Source organism: Streptomyces sp. I05A-00742 (genome assembly GCF_013055795.1).
Classification (GTDB): domain Bacteria; phylum Actinomycetota; class Actinomycetes; order Streptomycetales; family Streptomycetaceae; genus Streptomyces.
Genome location: NZ_JABETO010000065.1, coordinates 1 through 23,786, shown reverse-complemented (window position 1 = coordinate 23,786; position 23,786 = coordinate 1). Strand labels below are relative to the sequence as shown.

Genomic DNA, 23,786 nt, shown 5'->3' with positions numbered 1-23,786 from the left:
TGGACGCGGACGCGTCGAAGGCGATGGTCGCGGAGATCGACCAGGCGCACAAGGACGGCGACACCCTTGGCGGTGTCGTCGAGGTCCTGGCCTACGGGGTTCCGGTGGGGCTGGGGTCGCACGTGCACTGGGACCGGCGTCTGGACGCCCGGCTGGCGGCGGCGCTGATGGGGATTCAGGCGATCAAGGGTGTCGAGGTCGGTGACGGTTTCGGTCTGGCGCGGGTGCCGGGGTCGAAGGCGCACGACGAGATCGTCGCGACCGGGGACGGTATCCGCCGGGCCTCCGGCCGTTCGGGCGGTACGGAGGGTGGTCTGACGACGGGCGAACTCCTGCGTGTCCGCGCGGCGATGAAGCCGATCGCGACGGTGCCCAAGGCCCTGGCCACCATCGATGTGACCACCGGCGAGGCGGCCAAGGCGCATCACCAGCGTTCGGACGTGTGTGCGGTGCCGGCGGCGGGGATCGTGGCCGAGGCGATGGTGGCGCTGGTGCTGGCGGACGCGGTGGTGGAGAAGTTCGGCGGCGACAGCGTTCCCGAGACGCGCCGCAACGTCCGCGGCTACCTCGACAACCTGGCCATCAAGTGACCGCGCCGCTCGCCGTCCTGGTCGGCCCGCCCGGCGCGGGCAAGTCGACCATCGGAGCGCTGCTGGCCGAACGCCTCGGCGTCGGCTACCGGGACACCGACGCCGACATCGAGCGCACCGCCGGCAAGCCCATCCCGGAGATCTTCCTGGACGAGGGCGAGCCGCACTTCCGCGAACTGGAGCGGCAGGCCGTCCGCGCCGCCGTGGCCGGGCACCCCGGGGTGCTCGCCCTCGGCGGCGGGGCGGTCATGGACCCGGACACCCGTGCCCTGCTGAAGGGCCTGCCCGTGGTCTTCCTCGACGTCGAACTCGCCGACGCCGTCCACCGGGTCGGCCTGGACGTCCCGCGCCCGCTGCTCGCGGTCAATCCGCGCAAGCGGTGGCGGGAGCTGATGGAACAGCGGCGTCCGCTGTACACCGAGGTCGCCCGGGCCGTTGTCGCCACCGGCGGACGGACCCCCGACCAGGTCGCGGACGCGGTGCTGGCGGCGCTGGAGCCGCCCCGGGACCGCGCCGCGGACGCCATGGACACGACCGGCACCCCTGACACCTCGCAGTGAGGAACGCATGACCGACATGACCACCCGCATCCAGGTCGCCGGCAGCGCGGGCACCGCGCCGTACGAGGTCCTGGTCGGCCACCGGCTGCTGGGCGAACTGCCCGCGCTCATCGGCACCGACGCCCGGCGCGTGGCCGTGCTGCACCCGGAGGCCCTCGCCGAGACCGGCGAGGTCCTCCGCGCCGACCTGGCCGAACAGGGCTACGAGGCCATCGCCATCCAGGTCCCGAACGCCGAGGAGGCCAAGACCGCCGAGGTCGCCGCCTACTGCTGGAAGGCGCTCGGCCAGTCCGGCTTCACCCGCACCGACGTCGTCATCGGGGTCGGCGGCGGCGCCACCACCGACCTGGCCGGCTTCGTCGCCGCCACCTGGCTGCGCGGTGTGCGCTGGATCGCGGTGCCCACCACCGTGCTGGCGATGGTCGACGCCGCGGTCGGCGGCAAGACCGGCATCAACACCGCCGAGGGCAAGAACCTCGTCGGCGCCTTCCACCCCCCGGCCGGGGTCCTCTGCGACCTCTCCGCACTGGAGTCCCTGCCGGTCCACGACTACGTCAGCGGGCTCGCCGAGGTCATCAAGGCCGGTTTCATCGCCGACCCGGTGATCCTCGACCTCATCGAGACCGACCCCGAGGCCGCCCGGACCCCCGCCGGTCCGCACACCGCCGAGCTGATCGAGCGCGCGATCCGGGTCAAGGCCGACGTCGTCTCCCAGGACCTCAAGGAATCCGGCCTCCGCGAGGTCCTCAACTACGGGCACACCCTCGCCCACGCCATCGAGAAGAACGAGCGCTACAACTGGCGGCACGGCGCCGCCGTCGCCGTCGGCATGGTCTTCGCCGCCGAGCTCGGCCGGATCGCCGGCCGGCTGGACGACGCCACCGCCGACCGCCACCGCGCGGTCCTCCAGGCGGTGGGCCTGCCCGTGACCTACCGGGGCGACCAGTGGCCCAAGCTGCTGGAGACCATGCGGATCGACAAGAAGACCCGCGGTGACCGGCTGCGCTTCATCGTCCTGGACGGGCTGGCGAAGCCGACCGTTCTGGAGGGGCCGGATCCGGCGATGCTGCTCGCCGCGCACGCCGAGATCGCGGCGTGAGCCGCATGAGCGCCGCTCAGCGGGTCCTGGTGATCAACGGGCCCAACCTCGGGCGGCTCGGCTCCCGTGAGCCCGACGTCTACGGGTCCACCTCCTACGCCGGGCTCGTCGAGGAGTGCACCGGGCTCGGCGCGGAGCTCGGCTTCGACGTCGACGTCCGCGAGACCAACGACGAGGGTGAGCTGATCCGCTGGCTCCACGAGGCGGCCGACGGGCGGCTGCCCGTCGTCATCAATCCCGGTGCGTTCACGCACTATTCGTATGCCATGCGGGACGCGGCGGCGCAGCGGACGGCTCCGCTGATCGAGGTGCACATCTCCAATCCGCATGCGCGGGAGGAGTTCCGGCACACGTCCGTGATCTCGGCGGTTGCGTCCGGGACGATCGCCGGGTTCGGTGTCGGGTCGTACCGGCTTGCGTTGCGGGCGCTGGCGGAGGAACTTCGCGGCTGAGCGGAGCGTCTGGGTTGAGGGGGTAGGGTGCCCCGGTCCCGCCCTTTCACCGTTTCCCGGGGCTCTGCCCCGGACCCCGGCATCGCGGCTCCGCCGCGAGGTCCTCAAGCGCCGGACGGGCTGGGTTTCGCGCCCGGGCGCGAACGTCAGCCCGTCCGGCGTTTGAGGACAACCGCGCGGAGCGGTTTCGGGGGTGCGGGCCCTCCCGCAGAAACGGTGAAAGGGCGGGACCGGGGCACCCACCCCCCGACCCACCAGACCACGCACGAGACGGAGTGCCACCGGATGCAGCACCCAGTGGGACCGCCGCCACCAGCCCGCCCCCCGGCCCCGATCCCCGTCCCGGCCCTACCCGTCGACCCCTCCACCGCCCCCGTCGCGGTGCTGCTCATCGGCCCGGCCGGAGCGGGGAAGACGACGGCGGCCCGGCACTGGGCCGATACGCGGCGGGTGCCGACGGCTCACATCAGCCTCGACGACGTCCGGGAGTGGGTGCGGGCCGGCTTCGCGGACCCGCAGGCGGGCTGGAACGACCACTCGGAGGCGCAGTACCGGCTGGCCCGCCGGACGTGCGGCTTCGCGGCGCGGAACTTCCTGGCGAACGGCATCTCCTGCATCCTGGACGACGCCGTCTTCCCTGACCGGCCGGCCGTCGGCCTCGGCGGCTGGCAGCGGCACATCGGCCCGGGGCTGCTGCCGGTCGTGCTCCTGCCGGGGCTGGACGTGGTGCTGGAGCGGAACGCGGAGCGCAGCGGCAACCGCCGGCTGGGCGACGAGGAGGTCGCCCGCATCCACGGCCGGATGGCGGGCTGGTACGGCTCGGGGCTGCCGATCATCGACAACTCGCAGCAGGACGTCGGCACCACCGCCCGCCTCATCGACGAGGCCGTGGCGCGCTCTCTGGCGGCCCCGCCCGCCTGGTAGTGGCCGAGGGGCCCGCTGCCCGGTCGGACGCGCCGGAGCGGCCGGTTCCGGCCGCCGTACGTACGCTCGGGGCATGTCCGACGTGTACGCGGCGCGGCGCTCACGGCTGCTGGAACGGTGTATGACGAGCGGGAGCGAGGCCGCCCTGGTGACCGGCGCGGCCAATGTCCGCTACCTCGCGGGCCACGCCCCGGCCGGCGCCGCCCTGCTCGTCGGACCCGTCCACGACGTGCTGCTGTGCGTCTCGGACCCCTTCGACGCCGCCGTGGGCGTCCGGCCCGCCGGGGACCTGCGGGTCTTCGTGCTGCCGAGCCCGGAGGGCGACCCGGCCGCGGCGGGCGCGGAGCGGGCGGCGGCCGCGGGGGCGGGGTCCCTGGCGGTGGAGGAGCACCACCTGACCGTACGGCGGCACCGCGCGCTGCGGTCCGTCGCCCCGGGCCTGCGGCTGGAGGACCTGGGGCCGGCCGTGGAGCAGCAGCGGCTGGTCAAGGACGAGGAGGAGATCTCCTGCCTGCGGATCGCCGCCGAGATCGCCGACCAGGCCCTGGGGGAGCTGCTGGAGTCGATCCTCGTCGGCCGTACCGAGCGCCACCTCGCCCTGGAGCTGGAACGCCGCCTGGTGGACCACGGTGCCACCGGCGCGGCCTTCCCGACCTCGGTGGGGACCGGCCCGGACGCGGGGCTGGCGGGACACGTGCCGTCGGACCGCCGGGTCGAGGAGGGCGACTTCCTCACCGTCTGCCTGGGCGCCGACTACCGCGGTTACCGCAGCGAGATCGCCCGTACCTTCGTCATCGGGACGTCCCCCGCGGACTGGCAGATCGAGCTCTACGAGCAGGTCTTCGCCGCCCAGCGGGCCGGGCGGGAGGCGCTGCTGCCCGGCACGCCCTGCCGCGAGGTGGACCGGGCGGCCCGCCGGGTGCTGGAGGCGGCGGGCCACGGCGACCGGGTCGGACCGTGGATCGGGCACGGGGTCGGACTCGAAAACGGCGAGGACCCTCGGCTCGCGCCCTCGGCCATGGGTAAACTGGACGCTTGCGTGCCGGTCACCGTAGATCCGGGGGTTCACCTCCCGGGGCGGGGCGGCGTCCGGATCGATGACACGCTCGTCGTCCGCCCCGAGGCGGACGGCGGTCCCGAGCTACTCACCATCACGACCAAGGAGCTGCTCGCGCTGTAGCGCGTGCCTCTTCGGGGTCGCAGCTTCAGTCCAGGAGATTCCGCAACCGTGGCTTCCACGAACGACCTCAAGAACGGCATGGTGCTCAAGCTCGAAGGCGGCCAGCTCTGGTCCGTCGTCGAGTTCCAGCACGTCAAGCCCGGCAAGGGCCCCGCCTTCGTCCGCACGAAGCTCAAGAACGTGCTCTCCGGCAAGGTGGTGGACAAGACCTTCAACGCCGGTGTGAAGGTCGAGACGGCCAACGTCGACAAGCGCGGTATGCAGTTCTCGTACATGGACGGCGACTACTTCGTCTTCATGGACATGGACACGTACGACCAGCTGCACATCGACCGCAAGACCGTCGGTGACGCCGCCAACTTCCTGATCGAGGGCTTCGAGGCCGTCGTCGCGCAGAACGAGGGCAACGTCCTCTACGTCGAGCTGCCGGCCGCCGTCGAGCTCGTCATCAAGCACACCGAGCCGGGCGTCCAGGGCGACCGCTCCACCGGCGGCTCCAAGCCGGCCACCCTGGAGACCGACTACGAGATCCAGGTCCCGCTCTTCATCACCACGGGTGAGAAGATCAAGGTCGACACGCGTACCGGCGATTACCTCGGCCGGGTGAACAGCTAACCGTGGCCGCCCGCAGCAACTCCCGGAAGCGCGCCTTCCAGATCCTCTTCGAGGCCGACCAGCGAGAGGCGGCCGTGCTGGACGTCCTCGCGGACTGGATCCGGCACTCGCGCTCGGACGACCGGCAGCCGCCGGTCAACGAGTACACGATGCAGCTGGTCGAGGGCTACGCCGAGCACGTGGCCCGGATCGACGAGCTGATCGCGACCTACGCGGTCGACTGGGACCTGGACCGGATGCCGGCCGCCGACCGGAACATCGTCCGGCTCGGTGCCTACGAGCTCATCTGGGAGGACGGCACCCCGGACGCCGTGGCGATCGACGAGGCGGTGGAGCTCGCCAAGGAGTTCTCCACCGACGATTCGCCGGCCTTCATCAATGGCCTGCTCGGCCGATTCAAGGAACTCAAGCCGGGCATTCGCCGGGCCTGACGACAAACCGCCAGGGGGCGGGGAACCATTCGGTTCCCCGCCCCCTGGCGGTTTTCTGCATGTGGACCTGAAAGCTATGCGTCCTCGTGCTGCACGGCGCGGCGCGCGTCCGCGTCGAGCACACCCCAGCTGATCAGCTGCTCGGTGAGCACCGAGGGCGACTGGTCGTAGATCACGGCGAGGGTGCGCAGGTCGTCCTGGCGGATCGACAGCACCTTGCCGTTGTAGTCGCCGCGCTGGCTCTGGATGGTCGCCGCATAACGCTGGAGCGGGCCCGCCTTCTCGGCCGGGACGTGGGCGAGGCGCTCCAGGTCCAGGACCAGCTTCGGCGGGGGCTCGGCCGCGCCTCCCGGCGTGGTGCCGGGCAGCAGCTCCTGCACGGGCACACCGTAGAAGTCGGCCAGCTCGGCCAGGCGCTGCACGGTCACGGCACGGTCGCCGCGCTCGTACGAGCCCACCACCACGGCCTTCCACCGGCCCTGGGACTTCTCCTCGACACCATGGAGTGAGAGGCCCTGCTGGGTGCGGATGGCGCGGAGCTTGGCCCCGAGCTGTTTGGCGTATTCGCTGGACATAAAGCTCCCCGGACGCGGTATCAATGTGCGGCTCTGCCGCGTGGCTGGTAACTCACTGTGAGGTTACGCAGCGTAATCTGGCTTCGTCAAGCCGAAAGGTTCACGGCTTCCGCCGTCAGGGGACGACGGCCGGGGCACTCCCGGGATGCTGCTACTGTGGACCACGCAATTCCGACGTCCTTTAATGTCCGTCCCGTGAGGCGGAGAAGGAGGTCCGTTTCGTATGGACACCACCGTATCCGCGGCGGGTCCCGCGCGCCCTGTGCTCGAAGCACCGGACATCGCCCGGGTCCTCACCCGCATCGCCCACGAGATCGTCGAACGCGCCAAGGGCGCCGACGACGTGGTTCTGCTCGGCATTCCCACCCGCGGGGTCTTCCTCGCCCACCGCCTCGCCGCCAAGCTGGCCGAGATCACCGGTGGCAGCACGCCCGTGGGCTCCCTCGACATCACGATGTACCGCGACGACCTGCGGCTCCGTCCCGCCCGGGCGCTGGCCCGCACGGATATCCCCGGCGACGGCATCGACGGCCGTCTCGTGGTCCTCGTCGACGACGTGCTCTTCTCCGGCCGCACCATCCGCGCCGCGCTCGACGCCCTGAACGACATCGGGCGCCCCCGCGCGGTCCAGCTCGCGGTCCTCGTGGACCGCGGCCACCGCGAACTCCCGATCCGCGCCGACTACGTCGGCAAGAACCTCCCCACGTCGCTGCGGGAGACGGTCAAGGTCCAGCTCACCGAGGAGGACGGGCGCGACAGCGTGCTCCTCGGCGTGCGCGCGGCCACCCCGGCCGACGGCCGCTAGCAGCCCCCCGTACGGGTCCGGACGCCGGACCCGCGACGCCGCACGCCCGGCCGTCCCCACGCACACCCTCAACCACGGAGCATCCGGATGCTGCACCTCTCCGGGGGGAGCCCCCGTACCCGCGGCCACCTCGTCTCGGCCGCCGACCTCACCCGCGACGACGCCGTACTGATCCTCGACACCGCCGAGGAGATGGCCCGCGTCGCGGACCGGCCGATCAAGAAGTTGCCGACCCTGCGCGGCCGCACCGTCGTCAACCTGTTCTTCGAGGACTCGACACGGACCCGTATCTCCTTCGAGGCCGCCGCCAAGCGGCTCTCCGCCGACGTCATCAACTTCTCCGCCAAGGGCTCCTCGGTCTCCAAGGGCGAGTCGCTCAAGGACACCGCCCTCACCCTGGAGGCGATGGGCGCCGACGCGGTCGTCATCCGCCACCACGACTCCGGCGCCCCGCACCGGCTGGCCACCTCCGGCTGGATCAACGGCTCGGTCGTGAACGCCGGTGACGGCACCCACGAGCACCCCACCCAGGCCCTGCTGGACGCCTTCACCCTGCGCCGCCGGCTGGTCGGCCCCGACGCCGGGATCGGCCGCGACCTGCAGGGCCGCCGGGTCACGATCGTCGGCGACGTGCTGCACAGCCGCGTCGCCCGGTCCAACGTCCACCTGCTGACCACCCTCGGCGCCGAGGTCACCCTGGTCGCCCCGCCCACCCTGGTGCCCATCGGCGTCGGGCACTGGCCCTGCGAGGTCTCCTACGACCTGGACGCGGTGCTCCCCAAGTCCGACGCGGTGATGATGCTGCGCGTCCAGCGCGAGCGCATGAACGCGGCCTTCTTCCCCACCGAGCGCGAGTACGCGCGCCGGTACGGCCTCGACGGGCAGCGGATGGCGCGGATGCCCGAGGACGCCATCGTCATGCACCCGGGCCCGATGAACCGCGGCATGGAGATCACCGCCGAGGTCGCCGACTCCCGCCGCTGCACGGCCGTCGAGCAGGTCGCCAACGGCGTCTCCATCCGGATGGCCGTCCTCTACCTGCTGCTGGGCGGCTCCGAGTCCGCCGTCACGAACACGAACACCCGCACCGAGGAGAACAAGTAATGGCGAAAACGCTCATCCGTGGTGCGAAGGTCCTCGGCGGCGCGCCGCAGGACGTCCTCATCGACGGCGAGACGATCGCGCAGGTCGGCAACGGCATCGAGGCCGACGGCGCGACGGTGGTCGAGGCGGCCGGCAAGGTCCTGCTGCCGGGCCTGGTCGACCTCCACACCCATCTGCGCGAGCCCGGCCGCGAGGACTCCGAGACCGTCCTCACCGGCACCCGCGCCGCGGCCGTCGGCGGCTACACCGCCGTGCACGCCATGGCCAACACCTTCCCGGTCGCCGACACCGCCGGCGTCGTCGAGCAGGTCTGGCGGCTCGGCAAGGAGTCCGGCTACTGCGACGTGCAGCCCGTCGGCGCGGTCACCGTCGGCCTGGAGGGCAAGAAGCTCGCCGAGCTCGGCGCGATGCACGACTCCGCCGCCGGCGTGCGGGTCTTCTCCGACGACGGCAAGTGCGTGGACGACGCCGTGATCATGCGGCGCGCCCTGGAGTACGTGAAGGCGTTCGACGGCGTCGTCGCCCAGCACGCCCAGGAGCCCCGGCTCACCGAGGGCGCCCAGATGAACGAGGGCATCGTCTCCGCCGAACTGGGCCTGGGCGGCTGGCCGGCCGTGGCCGAGGAGTCGATCATCGCCCGCGATGTGCTGCTCGCCGCGCACGTCGGCTCCCGTCTGCACGTCTGCCACCTGTCGACGGCCGGCTCGGTGGAGATCGTCCGCTGGGCCAAGTCCAAGGGCTGGAACGTCACCGCCGAGGTCACCCCGCACCACCTGCTCCTCACCGACGAGCTCGTCCGCTCGTACAACCCCGTCTACAAGGTGAACCCGCCGCTGCGCACCGAGGCCGACGTCATGGCCCTGCGCGAGGCGCTCGCCGACGGGACGATCGACTGCGTGGCCACCGACCACGCCCCGCACCCGCACGAGGACAAGGACTGCGAGTGGGGCGCCGCGGCCATGGGCATGGTGGGCCTGGAGACCGCCCTCTCGGTCGTCCAGCACACGATGGTCGACACCGGCCTGCTGGACTGGGCCGGCGTCGCCGACCGGATGTCCTTCACCCCGGCCCGCATCGGCCGCCTCGCCGGACACGGCCGGCCGGTGGCCGCCGGTGAGCCCGCCAACCTCACCCTGGTCGACTCCGCTTACCGTGGTGTCGTGGACCCCGCGGGCTTCGCCTCCCGCAGCCGCAACACCCCCTACGAGGGCCGCGAGCTGCCGGGGCGCGTCACCCACACCTTCCTGCGGGGCCGGGCGACGGTCGCCGACGGGAAGCTGACGGGAATCTGACGTGACACCTTTGATCACCAACCTCGCGGACGAGCAGAAGTCGCAGGCCGTCACGGACTGGGCGGCGCGGGCCGGCTGGGTCGTCGGACTGCTGCTCTTCATCGCGCTCCTCTACTGGCTGATGCGCGAGGGCTGGAAGTGGCGCGGCACGCTCCAGGGCGACCTGCCCGAGCTGCCCGCCGTTCCCGAGGAGCCGGGCGCGGCCCGGCTCTCCCTGAGCGGCCGCTACCACGGCTCCACCACCGCCGGGCAGTGGCTCGACCGCATCGTGGCCCGCGGCCTCGGCACCCGCAGCCGCGCCGAGCTCACCCTCACCGACGAGGGCGTGACGGTGCTGCGCCCCGGAGCCACGGACTTCCTGATCCCCGCCGCCGCCGTGCGCGGCGCCCGCCTCGACAAGGGGATCGCCGGCAAGGTCCTCACCGAGGGCGGCCTGCTGGTGATCACCTGGCAGCACGGCGACCGGCTGATCGACTCCGGCTTCCGGGCCGACAGCACGGACCGGCACCCGGCCTGGGTCGAGGAACTCTCCACCCTGCAGAACCTGAACAGCACGACGGAAGGCGCACGATGACGACCTCCACCGAGGGAACCCGAGTTCCCGCCGTACTTGTCCTGGAGGACGGCCGCACCTTCCGCGGCCGTGCCTACGGGGCCGTGGGGGAGACCTTCGGCGAGGCGGTGTTCTCCACCGGGATGACCGGCTACCAGGAGACCCTGACCGACCCCTCCTACCACCGCCAGGTGGTCGTCATGACCGCCCCGCACGTCGGCAACACCGGCGTCAACGACGAGGACCCCGAGTCCGGACGGATCTGGGTCGCCGGCTACGTGGTGCGCGACCCCGCCCGCACCCCGTCCAACTGGCGCTCGCGCCGCTCGCTCGACGAGGAGCTGCGCAAGCAGGGCGTCGTCGGCATCAGCGGCATCGACACCCGCGCGCTCACCCGCCACCTGCGCGAGCGCGGCGCCATGCGGGTCGGCATCTTCTCCGGCCGGGCGCTGCCCGACGAGGGCACCATGCTGGAGCGGGTGCGGCAGGCCCCCGAGATGACCGGGGCCGACCTCTCCGCCGAGGTCGCCACCAAGGAGACGTACGTCGTCCCGGCCATCGGTGAGAAGCGGTTCACCGTCGCCGCGGTCGACCTGGGCATCAAGGGCATGACCCCGCACCGGATGGCCGAGCGCGGCATAGAGGTCCATGTGCTGCCCGCGACGGCGACCGTCGAGGACGTCTACGCGGTAGCGCCGGACGGCGTGTTCTTCTCCAACGGCCCGGGCGACCCGGCCACCGCCGACCACCCGGTCTCGGTGATGCGGGCGGTGCTGGAGCGGAAGACCCCGCTCTTCGGCATCTGCTTCGGCAACCAGATCCTCGGCCGCGCGCTGGGCTTCGGCACCTACAAGCTGAAGTACGGCCACCGCGGCATCAACCAGCCCGTGCAGGACCGGACGACCGGCAAGGTCGAGGTCACCGCGCACAACCACGGCTTCGCCGTCGACGCCCCGCTCGACGGGCCCGCCGACACCCCCTACGGCCGCGTCGAGGTCTCCCACGTCTGTCTCAACGACAACGTGGTCGAGGGTCTCCAGCTGCTCGACCAGCCGGCTTTCAGCGTCCAGTACCACCCCGAAGCCGCAGCGGGCCCGCATGACGCGGCCTACCTGTTCGACCGCTTCGTGTCCCTGATGGAGGGCCAGCGTGCCTAAGCGCACCGACATCCAGTCCGTTCTGGTCATCGGCTCCGGCCCGATCGTCATCGGCCAGGCCGCGGAGTTCGACTACTCGGGCACCCAGGCCTGCCGCGTCCTCAAGTCCGAGGGCCTGCGGGTCGTCCTGGTCAACTCCAACCCGGCCACGATCATGACCGACCCGGAGATCGCCGACGCCACGTACGTCGAGCCGATCACCCCCGAGTTCGTCGAGAAGATCATCGCCAAGGAGCGCCCCGACGCCCTGCTGCCCACCCTGGGCGGCCAGACCGCGCTCAACACCGCCATCTCCCTGCACGAGAACGGTGTGCTGGAGAAGTACGGCGTGGAGCTGATCGGCGCCAACGTCGAGGCCATCCACAAGGGCGAGGACCGCGACCTGTTCAAGGGCGTCGTCGAGGCCGTCCACGCGAAGACCGGCCACGGCGAATCCGCCCGCTCGGTCATCTGCCACACCATGGACGAGGTCATCGCGGGCGTCGACGAGCTCGGCGGCTACCCCGTCGTCGTCCGCCCCTCCTTCACCATGGGCGGCGCCGGCTCCGGCTTCGCCCACGACGAGGACGAGCTGCGCCGCATCGCCGGCCAGGGCCTCACGCTCTCCCCGACCACCGAGGTGCTCCTGGAGGAGTCCATCCTCGGCTGGAAGGAGTACGAGCTGGAGCTGATGCGCGACAGGAACGACAACGTCGTGGTCGTCTGCTCCATCGAGAACTTCGACCCGATGGGCGTGCACACCGGTGACTCCATCACCGTGGCGCCCGCGATGACGCTGACCGACCGCGAGTACCAGACCCTGCGGGACGTCGGCATCGCGATCATCCGCGAGGTCGGCGTCGACACCGGCGGCTGCAACATCCAGTTCGCGGTCAACCCCGACGACGGCCGGGTCATCGTCATCGAGATGAACCCGCGGGTCTCCCGCTCCTCCGCGCTCGCCTCCAAGGCCACCGGCTTCCCGATCGCCAAGATCGCGGCCCGGCTGGCCGTCGGCTACACGCTGGACGAGATCCCCAACGACATCACCGAGCAGACCCCGGCCTCCTTCGAGCCGACGCTCGACTACGTCGTGGTCAAGGCCCCGCGCTTCGCCTTCGAGAAGTTCCCGGCCGCCGACGCCACCCTCACCACCACCATGAAGTCGGTGGGCGAGGCCATGGCCATCGGCCGCAACTTCACCGAGGCGCTCCAGAAGGCGCTGCGCTCGCTGGAGAAGAAGGGCTCGCAGTTCGACTTCGTCTCCGAGCCGGGCGACAAGACCGAGCTGCTGGCCAGGGCGGCGGTCCCGACGGACGGCCGGATCAACACCGTCATGGCCGCGATCCGGGCCGGGGCGACGCAGGCCGAGGTCTTCGCGGCCACCCGTATCGACCCCTGGTTCGTGGACCAGCTCTTCCTGATCCACGAGATCGCCCAGGAGCTGGCGGCGGCGGGTGCCCTGGAGCCGGAGCTGCTGGCCGAGGCCAAGCGCCACGGCTTCTCCGACGCCCAGATCGCGGCGATCCGCGGGATCGGCGAGGCGGTCGTCCGCGAGGTCCGGCACTCGCTGGGCGTGCGCCCGGTCTACAAGACGGTGGACACCTGCGCCGCCGAGTTCGCCGCGAAGACCCCGTACTTCTACTCCTCCTACGACGAGGAGAGCGAGGTCGCGCCGCGCGAGAAGCCCGCCGTGATCATCCTCGGCTCCGGCCCCAACCGCATCGGCCAGGGCATCGAGTTCGACTACTCCTGCGTCCACGCCTCGTTCGCGCTCAGCGACGCGGGCTACGAGACCGTGATGGTCAACTGCAACCCGGAGACGGTCTCCACCGACTACGACACCTCCGACCGGCTCTACTTCGAGCCGCTCACCCTGGAGGACGTGCTGGAGATCGTGCACGCCGAGCAGCAGGCCGGCCCGGTCGCGGGCGTCGTCGTCCAGCTCGGCGGGCAGACACCGCTGGGCCTGGCGCAGGCGCTCAAGGACAACGGCGTGCCGATCGTCGGCACCTCGCCCGAGGCCATCGACCTCGCCGAGGAGCGCGGCGCCTTCGGGCGGGTGCTCACCGAGGCCGGACTGCCGGCGCCCAAGTACGGCACGGCCTTCTCCTTCGACGAGGCCAAGGCCATCGCCGCGGAGATCGGCTACCCGGTGATGGTCCGGCCGTCCTACGTGCTCGGCGGCCGCGGTATGGAGATCGTCTACGACGAGCCCTCGCTGGCCGGCTACCTAGAGCGCCACGCGGGGCTGATCTCCGAGCATCCGGTCCTCATCGACCGGTTCCTGGACGACGCCATAGAGATCGACGTGGACGCGCTCTACGACGGCCACGAGCTCTACCTCGGCGGCGTCATGGAGCACATCGAGGAGGCCGGCATCCACTCCGGCGACTCCGCCTGCGCGCTGCCCCCGATCACCCTCGGCGGCTTCGACATCAAGCGGCTGCGCACCTCGACGGAGGCGATCGCCAAGGGCGTGGGCGTCCGCGGTCTGATCAACATCCAGTTCGCGATGGCCGGGGACATCCTCTACGTCCTGGAGGCCAACCCGCGCGCCTCCCGCACGGTCCCGTTCACCTCCAAGGCGACCGCCGTGCCGCTGGCCAAGGCGGCGGCCCGGATCTCGCTGGGCGCCACCGTCGCCGAGCTGCGGGCCGAGGGCCTGCTCCCGGCGCAGGGCGACGGCGGCACGCTGCCGCTGGACGCGCCGATCTCCGTCAAGGAGGCCGTGATGCCGTGGACGCGGTTCCGCGACACCTCCGGCCGCGGCGTGGACACCGTCCTCGGCCCGGAGATGCGCTCCACCGGCGAGGTCATGGGCATCGACAACGTCTTCGGCACGGCGTACGCCAAGTCGCAGGCCGGTGCCTACGGCGCGCTGCCCACCAAGGGCCGGGCGTTCGTGTCGGTCGCCAACCGGGACAAGCGCTCGATGATCTTCCCGGCCCGTGAGCTGGTCGCCCACGGCTTCGAGCTGCTGGCCACCTCCGGCACGGCCGAGGTCCTGCGGCGCAACGGCATCAAGACGACCGTCGTCCGCAAGCTGAGCGAGGGCGAGGGCCCGAACGGCGAGAAGACGATCGTCCAGCTCATCCACGACGGACAGGTCGACCTGATCGTCAACACCCCCTACGGCACCGGCGGGCGCCTCGACGGCTACGAGATCCGCACCGCCGCCGTCTCCCGCGGGGTGCCCTGCCTGACCACGGTCCAGGCGCTGGCCGCCGCGGTCCAGGGCATCGAGGCCCTCACCCGCGGCGACGTGGGCGTCCGCTCCCTCCAGGAGCACGCGCGACAGCTGACCGACGCCCGCGAGGCGTAGGACACGGGAGGGGGACACCGGCCGGTGTCCCCCTCCTCGTACGCCCCTCCGCCCTCTCCTGCCGCCCAGAAGGCCCGAAATGTACCGAATCTTCTTCGATCTGATCTTCAAGCGCATGGACCCCGAGAAGGCTCACCACCTGGCCTTCGCCTGGATCCGCGCCGCCGCCCGGATCCCCGTCCTGCGCACGTTCGTCGCCGCCGTCCTCGCGCCCCGGTACAAGGAGCTCCGCACCGAGGCGCTGGGGTTGCGCATGCACGGCCCGTTCGGCCTCGCCGCGGGCTTCGACAAGAACGCCGCGGCGATCGACGGCATGACCATGCTCGGCTTCGACCATGTCGAGATCGGCACCGTCACCGCCCAGCCGCAGCCCGGCAACCCCAAGAAGCGGCTGTTCCGCCTGGTCGCCGACCGCGCGCTGATCAACCGCATGGGCTTCAACAACGACGGCTCCGCCGCCGTCGCCCGCCGGCTGGCCGAGCGGAATCCGGTCTTCCGGACGACCGTCGGCGTCAACATCGGCAAGACGAAGATCGTCCCCGAGGAGGAGGCCGTCGCCGACTACGTGACCTCCACCGAGCGGCTGGCCGCCCACGCCGACTACCTGGTCGTCAACGTCTCCTCGCCCAACACGCCCGGGCTGCGGAACCTCCAGGCCGTGGACCACCTGCGCCCGCTGCTCACCGCCGTCCGCGAGGCCGCCGACCGCACCGTCACCGGGCGGCGCGTCCCGCTCCTGGTGAAGATCGCCCCGGACCTCGCCGACGAGGACGTGGACGCCGTCGCCGACCTCGCCGTCGAACTCGGCCTCGACGGCATCATCGCCACCAACACCACCATCGCCCGCGACGGCCTCGGTCTGCGCACCCCGCGGCGCACCGTCGAGGCGATCGGCGCGGGCGGACTGTCGGGCGCCCCCCTCAAGGAGCGCTCACTGGAGGTCCTGCGCCGCCTGTACGCCCGCGTCGGCGACCGGATCACCCTGGTGGGCGTGGGCGGCGTCGAGACCGCCGACGACGTCTGGGAGCGCATTCTGGCCGGCGCCACGCTGGTCCAGGGCTACAGCGCCTTCATCTACGAGGGCCCCTTCTGGTGCCGCGCCATCCACCGCGGCCTCGCGGAGAAGCTGGCCGCGAGCCCGTACGCCACCCTCGCCGACGCGGTCGGCGCCGACCACCGGAAGGTGACCGCGTGACCGCCCACCCGTCGCCCGACCACCACCCCTCAACGAGGCCCTCCGGGCCGCAGCGATTTTCTGGAGAGCCCTTCGGCGCCCGCCTGCGCCGCGCCATGGACGACCGCGGCCCGCTGTGCGTCGGCATCGACCCGCACGCCGCGCTGCTCTCCGCCTGGGGGCTCGGCGACGACGTCGCGGGCCTGGAGCGGTTCGCGCGCACCGTCGTGGAGGCCCTCGCCGACCGGGTGGCCGTCCTCAAGCCCCAGTCCGCCTTCTTCGAGCGCTTCGGCTCGCGCGGCATCGCCGTCCTGGAACGGGCCGTCGCCGACGCCCGCGCCGCCGGCACGCTGGTGCTGATGGACGCCAAGCGCGGCGACATCGGCTCCACCATGGCCGCGTACGCCGAGACCTACCTCGACCCCGCCGCGCCGCTCTACTCGGACGCGGTGACCGTCAGCCCGTACCTCGGCTACGGCTCGCTGCGCCCGGCCCTCGACCTGGCCCGCGCGACCGGCACCGGCGTCTTCGTCCTCGCCCTCACCTCCAACCCGGAGGGCGCCGAGGTGCAGCACGCGGTCCGCGCGGACGGCTCCAGCGTCGCCGCGACCATGCTGGACCACCTGCGGGCCGAGAACGCCGACGCCGCCCCCATGGGGTCCTTCGGCGCCGTCGTCGGGGCCACACTGGCCGGCGGGCCCGCCGCGGCGGGCGCCACACCTCTGTCGTCCTCGAACGCCGGACAGGCTTTGGCCATCAACGGCCCGCTGCTCGCCCCCGGCATCGGTGCCCAGGGCGCCACGGCGGCCGACCTGCCGAAGGTCTTCGGCACGGCGGTCCGCGACGTCGTCCCCAACGTGAGCCGGGGGGTGCTCCGGCACGGGCCCGACGTCAGCGCCCTGCGGGCGGCCGCGGCCCGGTTCGCCGACGAGGTGCGGGAGGCCGTGGACGCCGGCTGAACCCGGCACGCCCGGGGCCGGGGGAGGCGTCCCGACGGGCCCTGTCGGGGTTCTGTCGGGGTCCTGCCGGGAATTTGACGGCCACTATGTCCGAAAAAGTCCTGGTCGAGCGAGGCTGACCAGGACTTTTCCGCTGTTCTCGCTGACTGGAGCGGGATCGGCCGCTAGTCTCCGACAAGAGCGAACGTGCAAGCGCGTTGCTCGTTGCTCCCCAGGTGTGGGCCGACTAGGTTCTCACCGGTCCTTATCCGACAGTTCGACATCCGAGGTGACGTAGGCGTGGCTCTTCCGCCCCTTACCCCTGAACAGCGCGCAGCCGCGCTCGAAAAGGCCGCCGCGGCTCGCCGGGAGCGCGCCGAGGTCAAGAATCGGCTCAAGCACTCCGGCGCCTCGCTGCACGAGGTCATCAAGCAAGGCCAGGAGAACGACGTCATCGGCAAGATGAAGGTCAGCGCTCTCCTGGAGAGCCTTCCCGGCGTGGGCAAGGTCCGCGCCAAGCAGATCATGGAGCGGCTCGGGATCTCCGAGAGCCGCCGAGTCCGGGGGCTCGGCTCCAACCAGATCGCGGCACTTGAGCGGGAGTTCGGCAGCACCGCGGCCTGACGTTACCGGGCACTCCCGGGAACCGGGATAATCGCTGCATGAGTACTGCAGTCTCCCGGGGGACGTCCCCCGTCCCCCCGGCCAGACGTCCGCGGCTGACCGTGCTCTCCGGCCCCTCCGGGGTCGGCAAGAGCACGGTCGTCGCCCACATGCGCAAGGCCCACCCCGAGGTATGGCTCTCGGTCTCCTGCACCACCCGCAAGCCGCGCCCCGGCGAGCAGGAGGGTGTCCAGTACTTCTTCGTGGACGACACGGAGTTCGACAAGCTCGTCGCCAACGGTGAGCTGCTGGAGTGGGCCGAGTTCGCCGGCAACCGGTACGGCACGCCCCGCCAGGCGGTCCTCGACCGGCTGGAGGCCGGCGAGCCGGTCCTGCTGGAGATCGACCTCCAGGGCGCCCGGCAGGTCCGCGGGTCCATGCCGGACGCCCAGCTGGTCTTTCTCGCGCCGCCGGGCTGGGACGAGCTGGTCCGCCGGCTGACCGGCCGGGGGACCGAGTCGCCCGAGGTCATCGAGCGGCGGCTGGCGGCGGCCCGGACGGAGCTGGCGGCGGAGTCGGAGTTCGACACCACGCTGGTCAACACCTCCGTCGCGGACGTCGCGCGCGAGCTGCTAGCCTTGCTCCGATGAGCTGGGGTTTACCTCACGTACGCCCCGTTTGTGAATCGCACATCTTTCTTCACCCCCTTCGGAAGGCAGAGCGTGTCCTCTTCCATCACCGCGCCCGAGGGCATCATCAACCCGCCGATTGATGAGCTGCTCGAAGCGACCGACTCGAAGTACAGCCTGGTGATCTACGCCGCCAAGCGTGCGCGCCAGATCAACGCGTACTACTCGCAGCTCGGCGAGGGCCTGCTGGAGTACGTCGGCCCGCTGGTGGACACCCACGTCCACGAGAAGCCGCTCTCCATCGCGCTCCGCGAGATCAACGCGGGTCTGCTGACCTCCGAGGCCATCGAGGCCCCGGCGCAGTAGGCGACGAGAACGTTCATCGAGGGCCCGGCAGCACGGCTGCCGGGCCCTTGGTGTGTCATGGAAGCCTGGAACACGAGAGCGCGGGGAGAAGCGAGCGATGGACAAGCCCAAGGTCGTGCTGGGGGTCAGCGGCGGGATCGCCGCCTACAAGGCGTGTGAGCTGCTCCGCCGGCTCACCGAGTCGGGCCATGACGTACGTGTCGTCCCCACCGCGTCCGCGCTGCACTTCGTCGGCGAGGCGACCTGGTCCGCGCTGTCCGGACACCCGGCCGTCACCCAGGTGTGGGAGAGCGTCCACGAGGTGCCGCATGTGCGCATCGGCCAGGAGGCCGACCTCGTGGTGGTCGCCCCCGCGACCGCCGACATGCTGGCCAAGGCGGCCCACGGGCTGGCCGACGACCTGCTGACGAACACCCTCCTCACGGCCCGCTGCCCCGTGGTCTTCGCGCCCGCGATGCACACCGAGATGTGGGAGAACCAGGCCACCCAGGAGAACGTGGCCACCCTGCGCCGCCGGGGCGCCGTCGTCCTGGAGCCCGCCGTCGGGCGGCTCACCGGCGTGGACACCGGCAAGGGCCGCTTCCCCGAGCCCGGCGAGATCTTCGAGATCTGCCGGCGGGTGCTGGCCCGGGGGAGCGCCGGACGGGACCTGGCCGGCCGGCACGTGGTGGTGAGCGCCGGCGGCACCCGCGAGCCGCTGGACCCGGTCCGCTACCTCGGCAACCGCTCCTCGGGACGGCAGGGCTACGCCCTCGCCCGCACGGCCGTCGCGCGCGGCGCACGGGTCACTCTCGTCGCGGCCAACAGCGAGCTGCCCGACCCCGCCGGGGTGGACGTGGTGCGGGTGGGGACGGCGGTGCAGCTGCGGGAGGCGGTGCTGAAGGCCGCCGCGGACGCGGACGCCGTGGTGATGGCCGCCGCGGTCGCCGACTTCCGGCCCGCCCACTACGCCACCGGCAAGATCAAGAAGCGGGACGGCGAGGAGCCGGCGCCGGTGGAGCTTGTCCGCAACCCGGACGTCCTCGCCGAGCTGTCCGCGGACCGGGCCCGTCCCGGGCAGGTCGTGGTGGGCTTCGCGGCGGAGACGGACGACGTGCTCGCCAACGGCCGCGCCAAGCTCGCCCGCAAGGGCTGCGACCTCCTCGTGGTCAACGAGGTGGGGGAGAGCCGCACCTTCGGTTCCACGGAGAACGAGGCCGTCGTCCTGGCCGCCGACGGCGGTGAGACCCCCGTCCCGCACGGTCCGAAGGAGGCCCTGGCCGACATCGTCTGGGACCTCGTCGCAGGCCGTCTGGCGTGAACGCCCCGGATGTGCTTGTGGCGAACATAGTGACGAGCGTCACTGAATGGGCAGGTAGTGATGGTGGACAGGAGGTCCGTCGGGAGCGAAGGCCGGATAAACTGACACCGGCCCGTGCCGAGCGCAGCTCTCGACCCGGAGCCATCTAATGATCAGCCAGCAGCCGCTGCAACCCCAGGGAGCGATGTGTCCCGCCGCCTGTTCACCTCGGAATCCGTGACCGAGGGCCACCCCGACAAGATCGCTGACCAGATCAGCGACACCATTCTCGACGCCCTCCTCAAGGAGGACCCGACCTCCCGTGTCGCCGTCGAGACCCTGATCACCACCGGCCTGGTGCACGTCGCCGGTGAGGTGACCACGAAGGCCTACGCGCCGATCGCCACGCTGGTGCGCAACAAGATCCTCGAGATCGGCTACGACTCGTCCAAGAAGGGCTTCGACGGCGCTTCCTGCGGCGTCTCGGTCTCGATCGGGTCGCAGTCGCCGGACATCGCGCAGGGTGTGGACGCCGCGTACGAGGCCCGTGTCGAGGGCGACGAGGACGAGCTCGACAAGCAGGGCGCGGGTGACCAGGGCCTGATGTTCGGCTACGCCTGCGACGAGACCCCCGAGCTCATGCCCCTCCCGATCAACCTGGCGCACCGCCTCTCGCGCCGGCTGACGGAGGTCCGCAAGAACGGGACCATCCCCTACCTGCGCCCCGACGGCAAGACGCAGGTCACCATCGAGTACGACGGCAACAAGGCGGTCCGTCTCGACACCGTTGTCGTCTCCTCGCAGCACGCGTCCGACATCGACCTGGACTCGCTGCTCGCCCCCGACATCCGTGAGTACGTCGTGGAGCACGTCCTCAAGGAGCTCATCGAGGACGGCATCAAGCTGGACACCGAGGGCTACCGCCTGCTGGTGAACCCGACCGGCCGCTTCGAGATCGGCGGCCCCATGGGCGACGCCGGCCTCACCGGCCGCAAGATCATCATCGACACCTACGGCGGCATGGCCCGCCACGGTGGCGGTGCCTTCTCCGGCAAGGACCCGTCCAAGGTCGACCGCTCGGCCGCCTACGCGATGCGCTGGGTCGCCAAGAACGTGGTCGCCGCCGGGCTGGCCGCCCGCTGCGAGGTGCAGGTCGCGTACGCGATCGGCAAGGCCGAGCCCGTCGGTCTGTTCGTCGAGACCTTCGGCACCAACACGGTCGACACCGAGAAGATCGAGGCCGCCATCTCCGAGGTCTTCGACCTCCGGCCGGCCGCGATCATCCGCGATCTGGACCTGCTGCGGCCGATCTACGCGCAGACCGCGGCGTACGGTCACTTCGGGCGGGAGCTGGCCGACTTCACGTGGGAGCGTACGGATCGGGTAGATGCGCTGCGCAAGGCGGCGGGGCTGTAGTCGTCCGTAGTTGTCGTCAGGACGGCCCCGGAGCGGGATATTCGCTCCGGGGCCGTGCTGTGTGCGCGGTAGGGTCGGTTTGCGCGGGCGCTCGGTGCGCAGGTGGCGGATCCTTCTGGGACTGCAGTCCCCCGCGGGTTCGAATCCCGTCGCCCGCTCCTTCGGGGGTGGGTGTGGCCGAGTCTGGTCTATGGCACAGCATGCCGCTGCCGATGAGGATCTCGGGCGCTCGCGTGGTTTTTTGGTGCCCCGGTCCCGCCCTTTCACCGTTTCCCGGGAGACCCGGACCCCTTGAAAGCGGCTTCGCCGCTTGTCCTCAAACGCCGGACGGGCTGGATTTCGCGCCCGGGCGCACACTTCAGCCCGTCCGGCGTTTGAGGACGCCGCGCGCAGCGCGGCTCGGGGGAGCGGGGGCTTGCCCCCGCAGAAACGGTGAAAGGGCGGGCCCGGGGCACCCCACCCCCACTGTCCGACCCCTCTGCTAAGACTGAAGCCGTGAGCAGCGAGAACGAGCACCCCGAGCCAGAGCAGCTCGCGCTGATCCGGGAGAGCGTGCGGAAGGCGAAAGCGAAGGCGCCGAGGGCGAGGCCGCGGACGTGGCGGGGGGCGGAGCTGGCCAAGGAGTGGCCGGTGGCGAAGGTGCTGGTGGACAAGGGGCCGGTGCACCTGGACAAGTTGTGGGACTACGCGGTGCCGGCGGAGCTGGACGCCGACGCGCGGCCGGGCGCGCGGGTGCGGGTGCGGTTCGGCGCGGGCACGAAGAACGTGCGGGACGGGCGCCGGGAGGGCGGCGGCCTGCTGGACGGCTTCATCGTGGAGCGGGTGGCGGAGTCGGACTACCGGGGGCCGCTCGCCGCCATCGCCCAGGTGCTGTCCCCGGAACCGGTGCTCGGGACGGAGCTGTTCGGGCTGTGCCGGGCCGTCGCCGACCGGTACGCGGGGTCGCTCGCGGACGTGGTCCAGCTGGCCGTCCCGCCCCGGCACGCGCGGATCGAGAGCGAGCCGTCGGGGCCGCTGCTGCCGCCACCGGGGGCGCCCGCGCCGGGCAGCTGGGCCCGCTACCCGACGGGGCCCGGCTACCTGGAGGCCCTGGCCCGGGGGGAGAGCCCGCGGGCGGTGTGGACGGCGCTCCCGGGGCCGCACTGGGCCGAGGAGCTGGCCCGGGCCGCCGCGGCCGCGCTCGCCTCGCGGCGCGGCGCGCTGATCGTCGTGCCCGACGGCCGGGCGGCCGCCCGGGTCGACGCCGCGCTGACCGGGCTGCTGGGCGACGGCCGGCATGTCCTGCTGACCGCCGACACCGGCCCGGAGGAGCGCTACCGGCGCTGGCTGGCGGTCAGCAGGGGGGCGGTACGGGCCGTCGTCGGCACCCGCGCCGCGATGTTCGCGCCGGTGCGCGACCTGGGATTCGTCGCGATCTGGGACGACGGCGACTCCAGCCACAGCGAGCAGCACGCGCCGCAGCCGCACGCCCGTGAGGTGCTGCTGCTGCGGGCGGCCCAGGAGAAGGCCGCGTTCCTGCTCGGGGCCGTCGGGTGCAGTGTGGAGGCGGCGCAGCTGGTCCGCACCGGGTGGGCGCTGCCGCTCGGGGCGGACCGGGAGCGGGTACGGGCCGTCGCGCCCCTGGTCCGCACGGTGGGCGACGGCGATCTCGCGCGGGACGAGGCGGCGCGGGCCGCCCGGCTGCCCTCACTGGCGTGGCAGGCCGCCCGGGAGGGCCTGCGGCACGGGCCGGTGCTGGTCCAGGTGCCCCGGCGGGGCTACGTCCCCCGGCTGGCCTGCGAGCGGTGCCGCGAGCCCGCCCGGTGCGGCGGGTGCGCGGGGCCCCTGGAGGCGCGCGGAGCCGATGGCGCGCTGCACTGCGGCTGGTGCGGCCTGGAGGCGCGGGACTGGCACTGCCCGGAGTGCGGCGGAGCCCGGCTGCGGGCCCAGGTGGTGGGGGCCCGCAGGACCGCCGAGGAGCTGGGCCGGGCGTTCCCGGCCGTCCCCGTCCGTACCTCGGGCCGCGACCACGTGCTGGACACCGTCCCGGGCACGCCCGCCCTCGTCGTCGCCACTCCCGGCGCCGAGCCGGTCGCCGAGGGCGGCTACGCGGCGGCGCTGCTGCTGGACGGCTGGGCGCTGCTCGGGCTGCCCGATCTACGGGCGGGGGAGGAGGCCCTGCGCCGCTGGCTGGCGGCGGCCGCGCTGGTGCGGGGGCAGGAGGCGGGCGGCACCGTCGTCGTCGTGGCCGAGCCGACGCTGCGGCCGGTGCAGGCGCTGGTCCGGTGGGACCCGGCGGGGCACGCGGTGCGGGAGCTCGCGGAACGGGCGGAGCTGGGGTTCCCGCCGGTGTCGCGGATGGCCTCGGTGAGTGGTGTGCCGGAGGCCGTCGCGGACTTCCTCGGTCTCGCCGAGCTGCCGGAGGGGGCCGATGTGCTCGGTCCCGTTCCGGTGCCGCCGGCGGCCGCGGGACGGCCGCGCCGGCCCGGCGATCCGCCGCCCGGGGAGCACTGGGAACGGGCCCTGGTGCGGGTGCGGCCCGGTCGGGGGGCCGCGCTGGCCGCCGCGCTGAAGACCGCTCAGGCGGTGCGGCTGACCCGGCGGGAGGGCGAGCCCGTACGGCTGCGGATGGACCCGCCGGACATCGGCTGAACCGGCCCGGCCGCCCCGGCGGCGGGGCGCCCGCTCGGGGCGTCCGGCCTCGCCCCCGGCCGGCCGCCGCGGGCCGTCACCCGTTCCGCGGGCCGGGGAAGGCCGGCGG

The 23,786-nt window shown here is 72.3% G+C and carries 23 protein-coding genes; 22 read left to right on the top strand and 1 reads right to left on the bottom strand.

Annotated elements, in window-relative coordinates; genetic code table 11:
- From aroC to nusB, 8 genes are all read left to right on the top strand, one after another.
- On the top strand, positions 1-590 hold a 590-nt coding region (gene aroC, locus HN013_RS31215; protein WP_171172231.1), incomplete at its 5' end, for a chorismate synthase.
- On the top strand, positions 587-1,150 hold the full coding sequence (locus HN013_RS31210; RefSeq protein WP_171172228.1) for a shikimate kinase: 564 nt from the start codon (positions 587-589) through the stop codon (positions 1,148-1,150). The genes aroC and HN013_RS31210, both read left to right, overlap by 4 nt.
- 7 nt (positions 1,151-1,157) lie before the next feature.
- On the top strand, positions 1,158-2,249 hold the full coding sequence (gene aroB / locus HN013_RS31205; RefSeq protein WP_171172226.1) for a 3-dehydroquinate synthase: 1,092 nt from the start codon (positions 1,158-1,160) through the stop codon (positions 2,247-2,249).
- A gap of 5 nt (positions 2,250-2,254) precedes the next feature.
- On the top strand, positions 2,255-2,701 hold the full coding sequence (aroQ, locus tag HN013_RS31200; RefSeq protein WP_171172224.1) for a type II 3-dehydroquinate dehydratase: 447 nt from the start codon (positions 2,255-2,257) through the stop codon (positions 2,699-2,701).
- A gap of 81 nt (positions 2,702-2,782) precedes the next feature.
- Positions 2,783-3,625, top strand: coding sequence for an AAA family ATPase (locus HN013_RS31195; RefSeq protein WP_171172234.1), 843 nt, complete (start codon positions 2,783-2,785; stop codon positions 3,623-3,625).
- 73 nt (positions 3,626-3,698) lie between these two features.
- A complete protein-coding gene (locus HN013_RS31190) occupies positions 3,699-4,805 on the top strand; it encodes an aminopeptidase P family protein (RefSeq protein WP_171172222.1) in 1,107 nt (368 codons plus the stop codon).
- A 48-nt stretch (positions 4,806-4,853) separates the two neighbouring features.
- On the top strand, positions 4,854-5,420 hold the full coding sequence (gene efp, locus HN013_RS31185) for an elongation factor P (RefSeq protein ID WP_171172220.1): 567 nt from the start codon (positions 4,854-4,856) through the stop codon (positions 5,418-5,420).
- Positions 5,421-5,422: 2 nt separating this feature from the next.
- Complete coding sequence (nusB, locus tag HN013_RS31180) at positions 5,423-5,851, top strand: transcription antitermination factor NusB (RefSeq protein ID WP_171172217.1); 429 nt, start codon at positions 5,423-5,425, stop codon at positions 5,849-5,851.
- 74 nt (positions 5,852-5,925) lie between these two features.
- On the opposite strand, the gene bldD is transcribed toward nusB, so the two are convergent.
- A complete protein-coding gene (bldD, locus tag HN013_RS31175) occupies positions 5,926-6,426 on the bottom strand; it encodes a transcriptional regulator BldD (protein ID WP_004948690.1) in 501 nt (166 codons plus the stop codon).
- 223 nt (positions 6,427-6,649) lie between these two features.
- Here bldD and pyrR point away from each other — a divergent pair, with 223 nt between their 5' ends.
- The 14 genes from pyrR (at position 6,650) to HN013_RS31105 (ending at position 23,677) form a co-directional block, all read left to right on the top strand.
- Positions 6,650-7,231, top strand: coding sequence for a bifunctional pyr operon transcriptional regulator/uracil phosphoribosyltransferase PyrR (gene pyrR / locus HN013_RS31170; protein WP_171172215.1), 582 nt, complete (start codon positions 6,650-6,652; stop codon positions 7,229-7,231).
- 87 nt (positions 7,232-7,318) lie between these two features.
- Positions 7,319-8,335, top strand: a complete 1,017-nt coding sequence (locus HN013_RS31165; protein ID WP_171172213.1) for an aspartate carbamoyltransferase catalytic subunit — start codon at positions 7,319-7,321, stop codon at positions 8,333-8,335.
- A complete protein-coding gene (locus HN013_RS31160; RefSeq protein WP_171172212.1) occupies positions 8,335-9,627 on the top strand; it encodes a dihydroorotase in 1,293 nt (430 codons plus the stop codon). The genes HN013_RS31165 and HN013_RS31160 overlap by 1 nt, the downstream gene beginning before the upstream one ends.
- A 1-nt stretch (position 9,628) precedes the next feature.
- Positions 9,629-10,201, top strand: coding sequence for a hypothetical protein (locus tag HN013_RS31155; RefSeq protein ID WP_171172210.1), 573 nt, complete (start codon positions 9,629-9,631; stop codon positions 10,199-10,201).
- A complete protein-coding gene (carA, locus tag HN013_RS31150) occupies positions 10,198-11,337 on the top strand; it encodes a glutamine-hydrolyzing carbamoyl-phosphate synthase small subunit (RefSeq protein ID WP_171172208.1) in 1,140 nt (379 codons plus the stop codon). The genes HN013_RS31155 and carA overlap by 4 nt, the downstream gene beginning before the upstream one ends.
- Positions 11,330-14,641, top strand: a complete 3,312-nt coding sequence (gene carB, locus HN013_RS31145) for a carbamoyl-phosphate synthase large subunit (RefSeq protein ID WP_171172201.1) — start codon at positions 11,330-11,332, stop codon at positions 14,639-14,641. Before carA ends, carB begins: the two co-directional genes overlap by 8 nt.
- 79 nt (positions 14,642-14,720) lie before the next feature.
- On the top strand, positions 14,721-15,836 hold the full coding sequence (locus tag HN013_RS31140; RefSeq protein ID WP_171172197.1) for a quinone-dependent dihydroorotate dehydrogenase: 1,116 nt from the start codon (positions 14,721-14,723) through the stop codon (positions 15,834-15,836).
- Between the two features lie 83 nt (positions 15,837-15,919).
- Positions 15,920-16,774: an orotidine-5'-phosphate decarboxylase gene (gene pyrF, locus HN013_RS31135; RefSeq protein WP_283247757.1), complete on the top strand. Its 855-nt coding sequence runs from the start codon at positions 15,920-15,922 to the stop codon at positions 16,772-16,774.
- A 279-nt stretch (positions 16,775-17,053) separates the two neighbouring features.
- Positions 17,054-17,377, top strand: coding sequence for an integration host factor (locus HN013_RS31130; RefSeq protein ID WP_171172196.1), 324 nt, complete (start codon positions 17,054-17,056; stop codon positions 17,375-17,377).
- Between the two features lie 38 nt (positions 17,378-17,415).
- On the top strand, positions 17,416-18,006 hold the full coding sequence (gene gmk, locus HN013_RS31125) for a guanylate kinase (RefSeq protein WP_171172194.1): 591 nt from the start codon (positions 17,416-17,418) through the stop codon (positions 18,004-18,006).
- 72 nt (positions 18,007-18,078) lie between these two features.
- Positions 18,079-18,351, top strand: coding sequence for a DNA-directed RNA polymerase subunit omega (rpoZ, locus tag HN013_RS31120; protein WP_004948662.1), 273 nt, complete (start codon positions 18,079-18,081; stop codon positions 18,349-18,351).
- A 97-nt stretch (positions 18,352-18,448) separates the two neighbouring features.
- Positions 18,449-19,651 (top strand): bifunctional phosphopantothenoylcysteine decarboxylase/phosphopantothenate--cysteine ligase CoaBC, encoded by a 1,203-nt coding sequence (gene coaBC / locus HN013_RS31115; RefSeq protein WP_171172192.1) that lies wholly within the window; start codon positions 18,449-18,451, stop codon positions 19,649-19,651.
- 186 nt (positions 19,652-19,837) lie between these two features.
- On the top strand, positions 19,838-21,046 hold the full coding sequence (gene metK, locus HN013_RS31110; protein ID WP_171172189.1) for a methionine adenosyltransferase: 1,209 nt from the start codon (positions 19,838-19,840) through the stop codon (positions 21,044-21,046).
- A gap of 495 nt (positions 21,047-21,541) precedes the next feature.
- Positions 21,542-23,677 (top strand): primosomal protein N', encoded by a 2,136-nt coding sequence (locus HN013_RS31105; RefSeq protein ID WP_171172187.1) that lies wholly within the window; start codon positions 21,542-21,544, stop codon positions 23,675-23,677.
- Positions 23,678-23,786: the final 109 nt, after the last annotated feature.

Bases quoted from the DNA above. Each gene is read 5' to 3' on its own strand.
- HN013_RS31190 (WP_171172222.1), top strand. From the start codon at position 3,699: ATGTCCGACGTGTACGCGGCGCGGCGCTCACGGCTGCTGGAACGGTGT.
- HN013_RS31140 (WP_171172197.1), top strand. From the start codon at position 14,721: ATGTACCGAATCTTCTTCGATCTGATCTTCAAGCGCATGGACCCCGAG.
- carA (WP_171172208.1), top strand. From the start codon at position 10,198: ATGACGACCTCCACCGAGGGAACCCGAGTTCCCGCCGTACTTGTCCTG.
- aroB (WP_171172226.1), top strand. From the start codon at position 1,158: ATGACCGACATGACCACCCGCATCCAGGTCGCCGGCAGCGCGGGCACC.
- aroQ (WP_171172224.1), top strand. From the start codon at position 2,255: ATGAGCGCCGCTCAGCGGGTCCTGGTGATCAACGGGCCCAACCTCGGG.
- pyrR (WP_171172215.1), top strand. From the start codon at position 6,650: ATGGACACCACCGTATCCGCGGCGGGTCCCGCGCGCCCTGTGCTCGAA.
- gmk (WP_171172194.1), top strand. From the start codon at position 17,416: ATGAGTACTGCAGTCTCCCGGGGGACGTCCCCCGTCCCCCCGGCCAGA.
- HN013_RS31160 (WP_171172212.1), top strand. From the start codon at position 8,335: ATGGCGAAAACGCTCATCCGTGGTGCGAAGGTCCTCGGCGGCGCGCCG.
- coaBC (WP_171172192.1), top strand. From the start codon at position 18,449: ATGGACAAGCCCAAGGTCGTGCTGGGGGTCAGCGGCGGGATCGCCGCC.
- HN013_RS31165 (WP_171172213.1), top strand. From the start codon at position 7,319: ATGCTGCACCTCTCCGGGGGGAGCCCCCGTACCCGCGGCCACCTCGTC.
- bldD (WP_004948690.1), bottom strand. From the start codon at position 6,426: ATGTCCAGCGAATACGCCAAACAGCTCGGGGCCAAGCTCCGCGCCATC.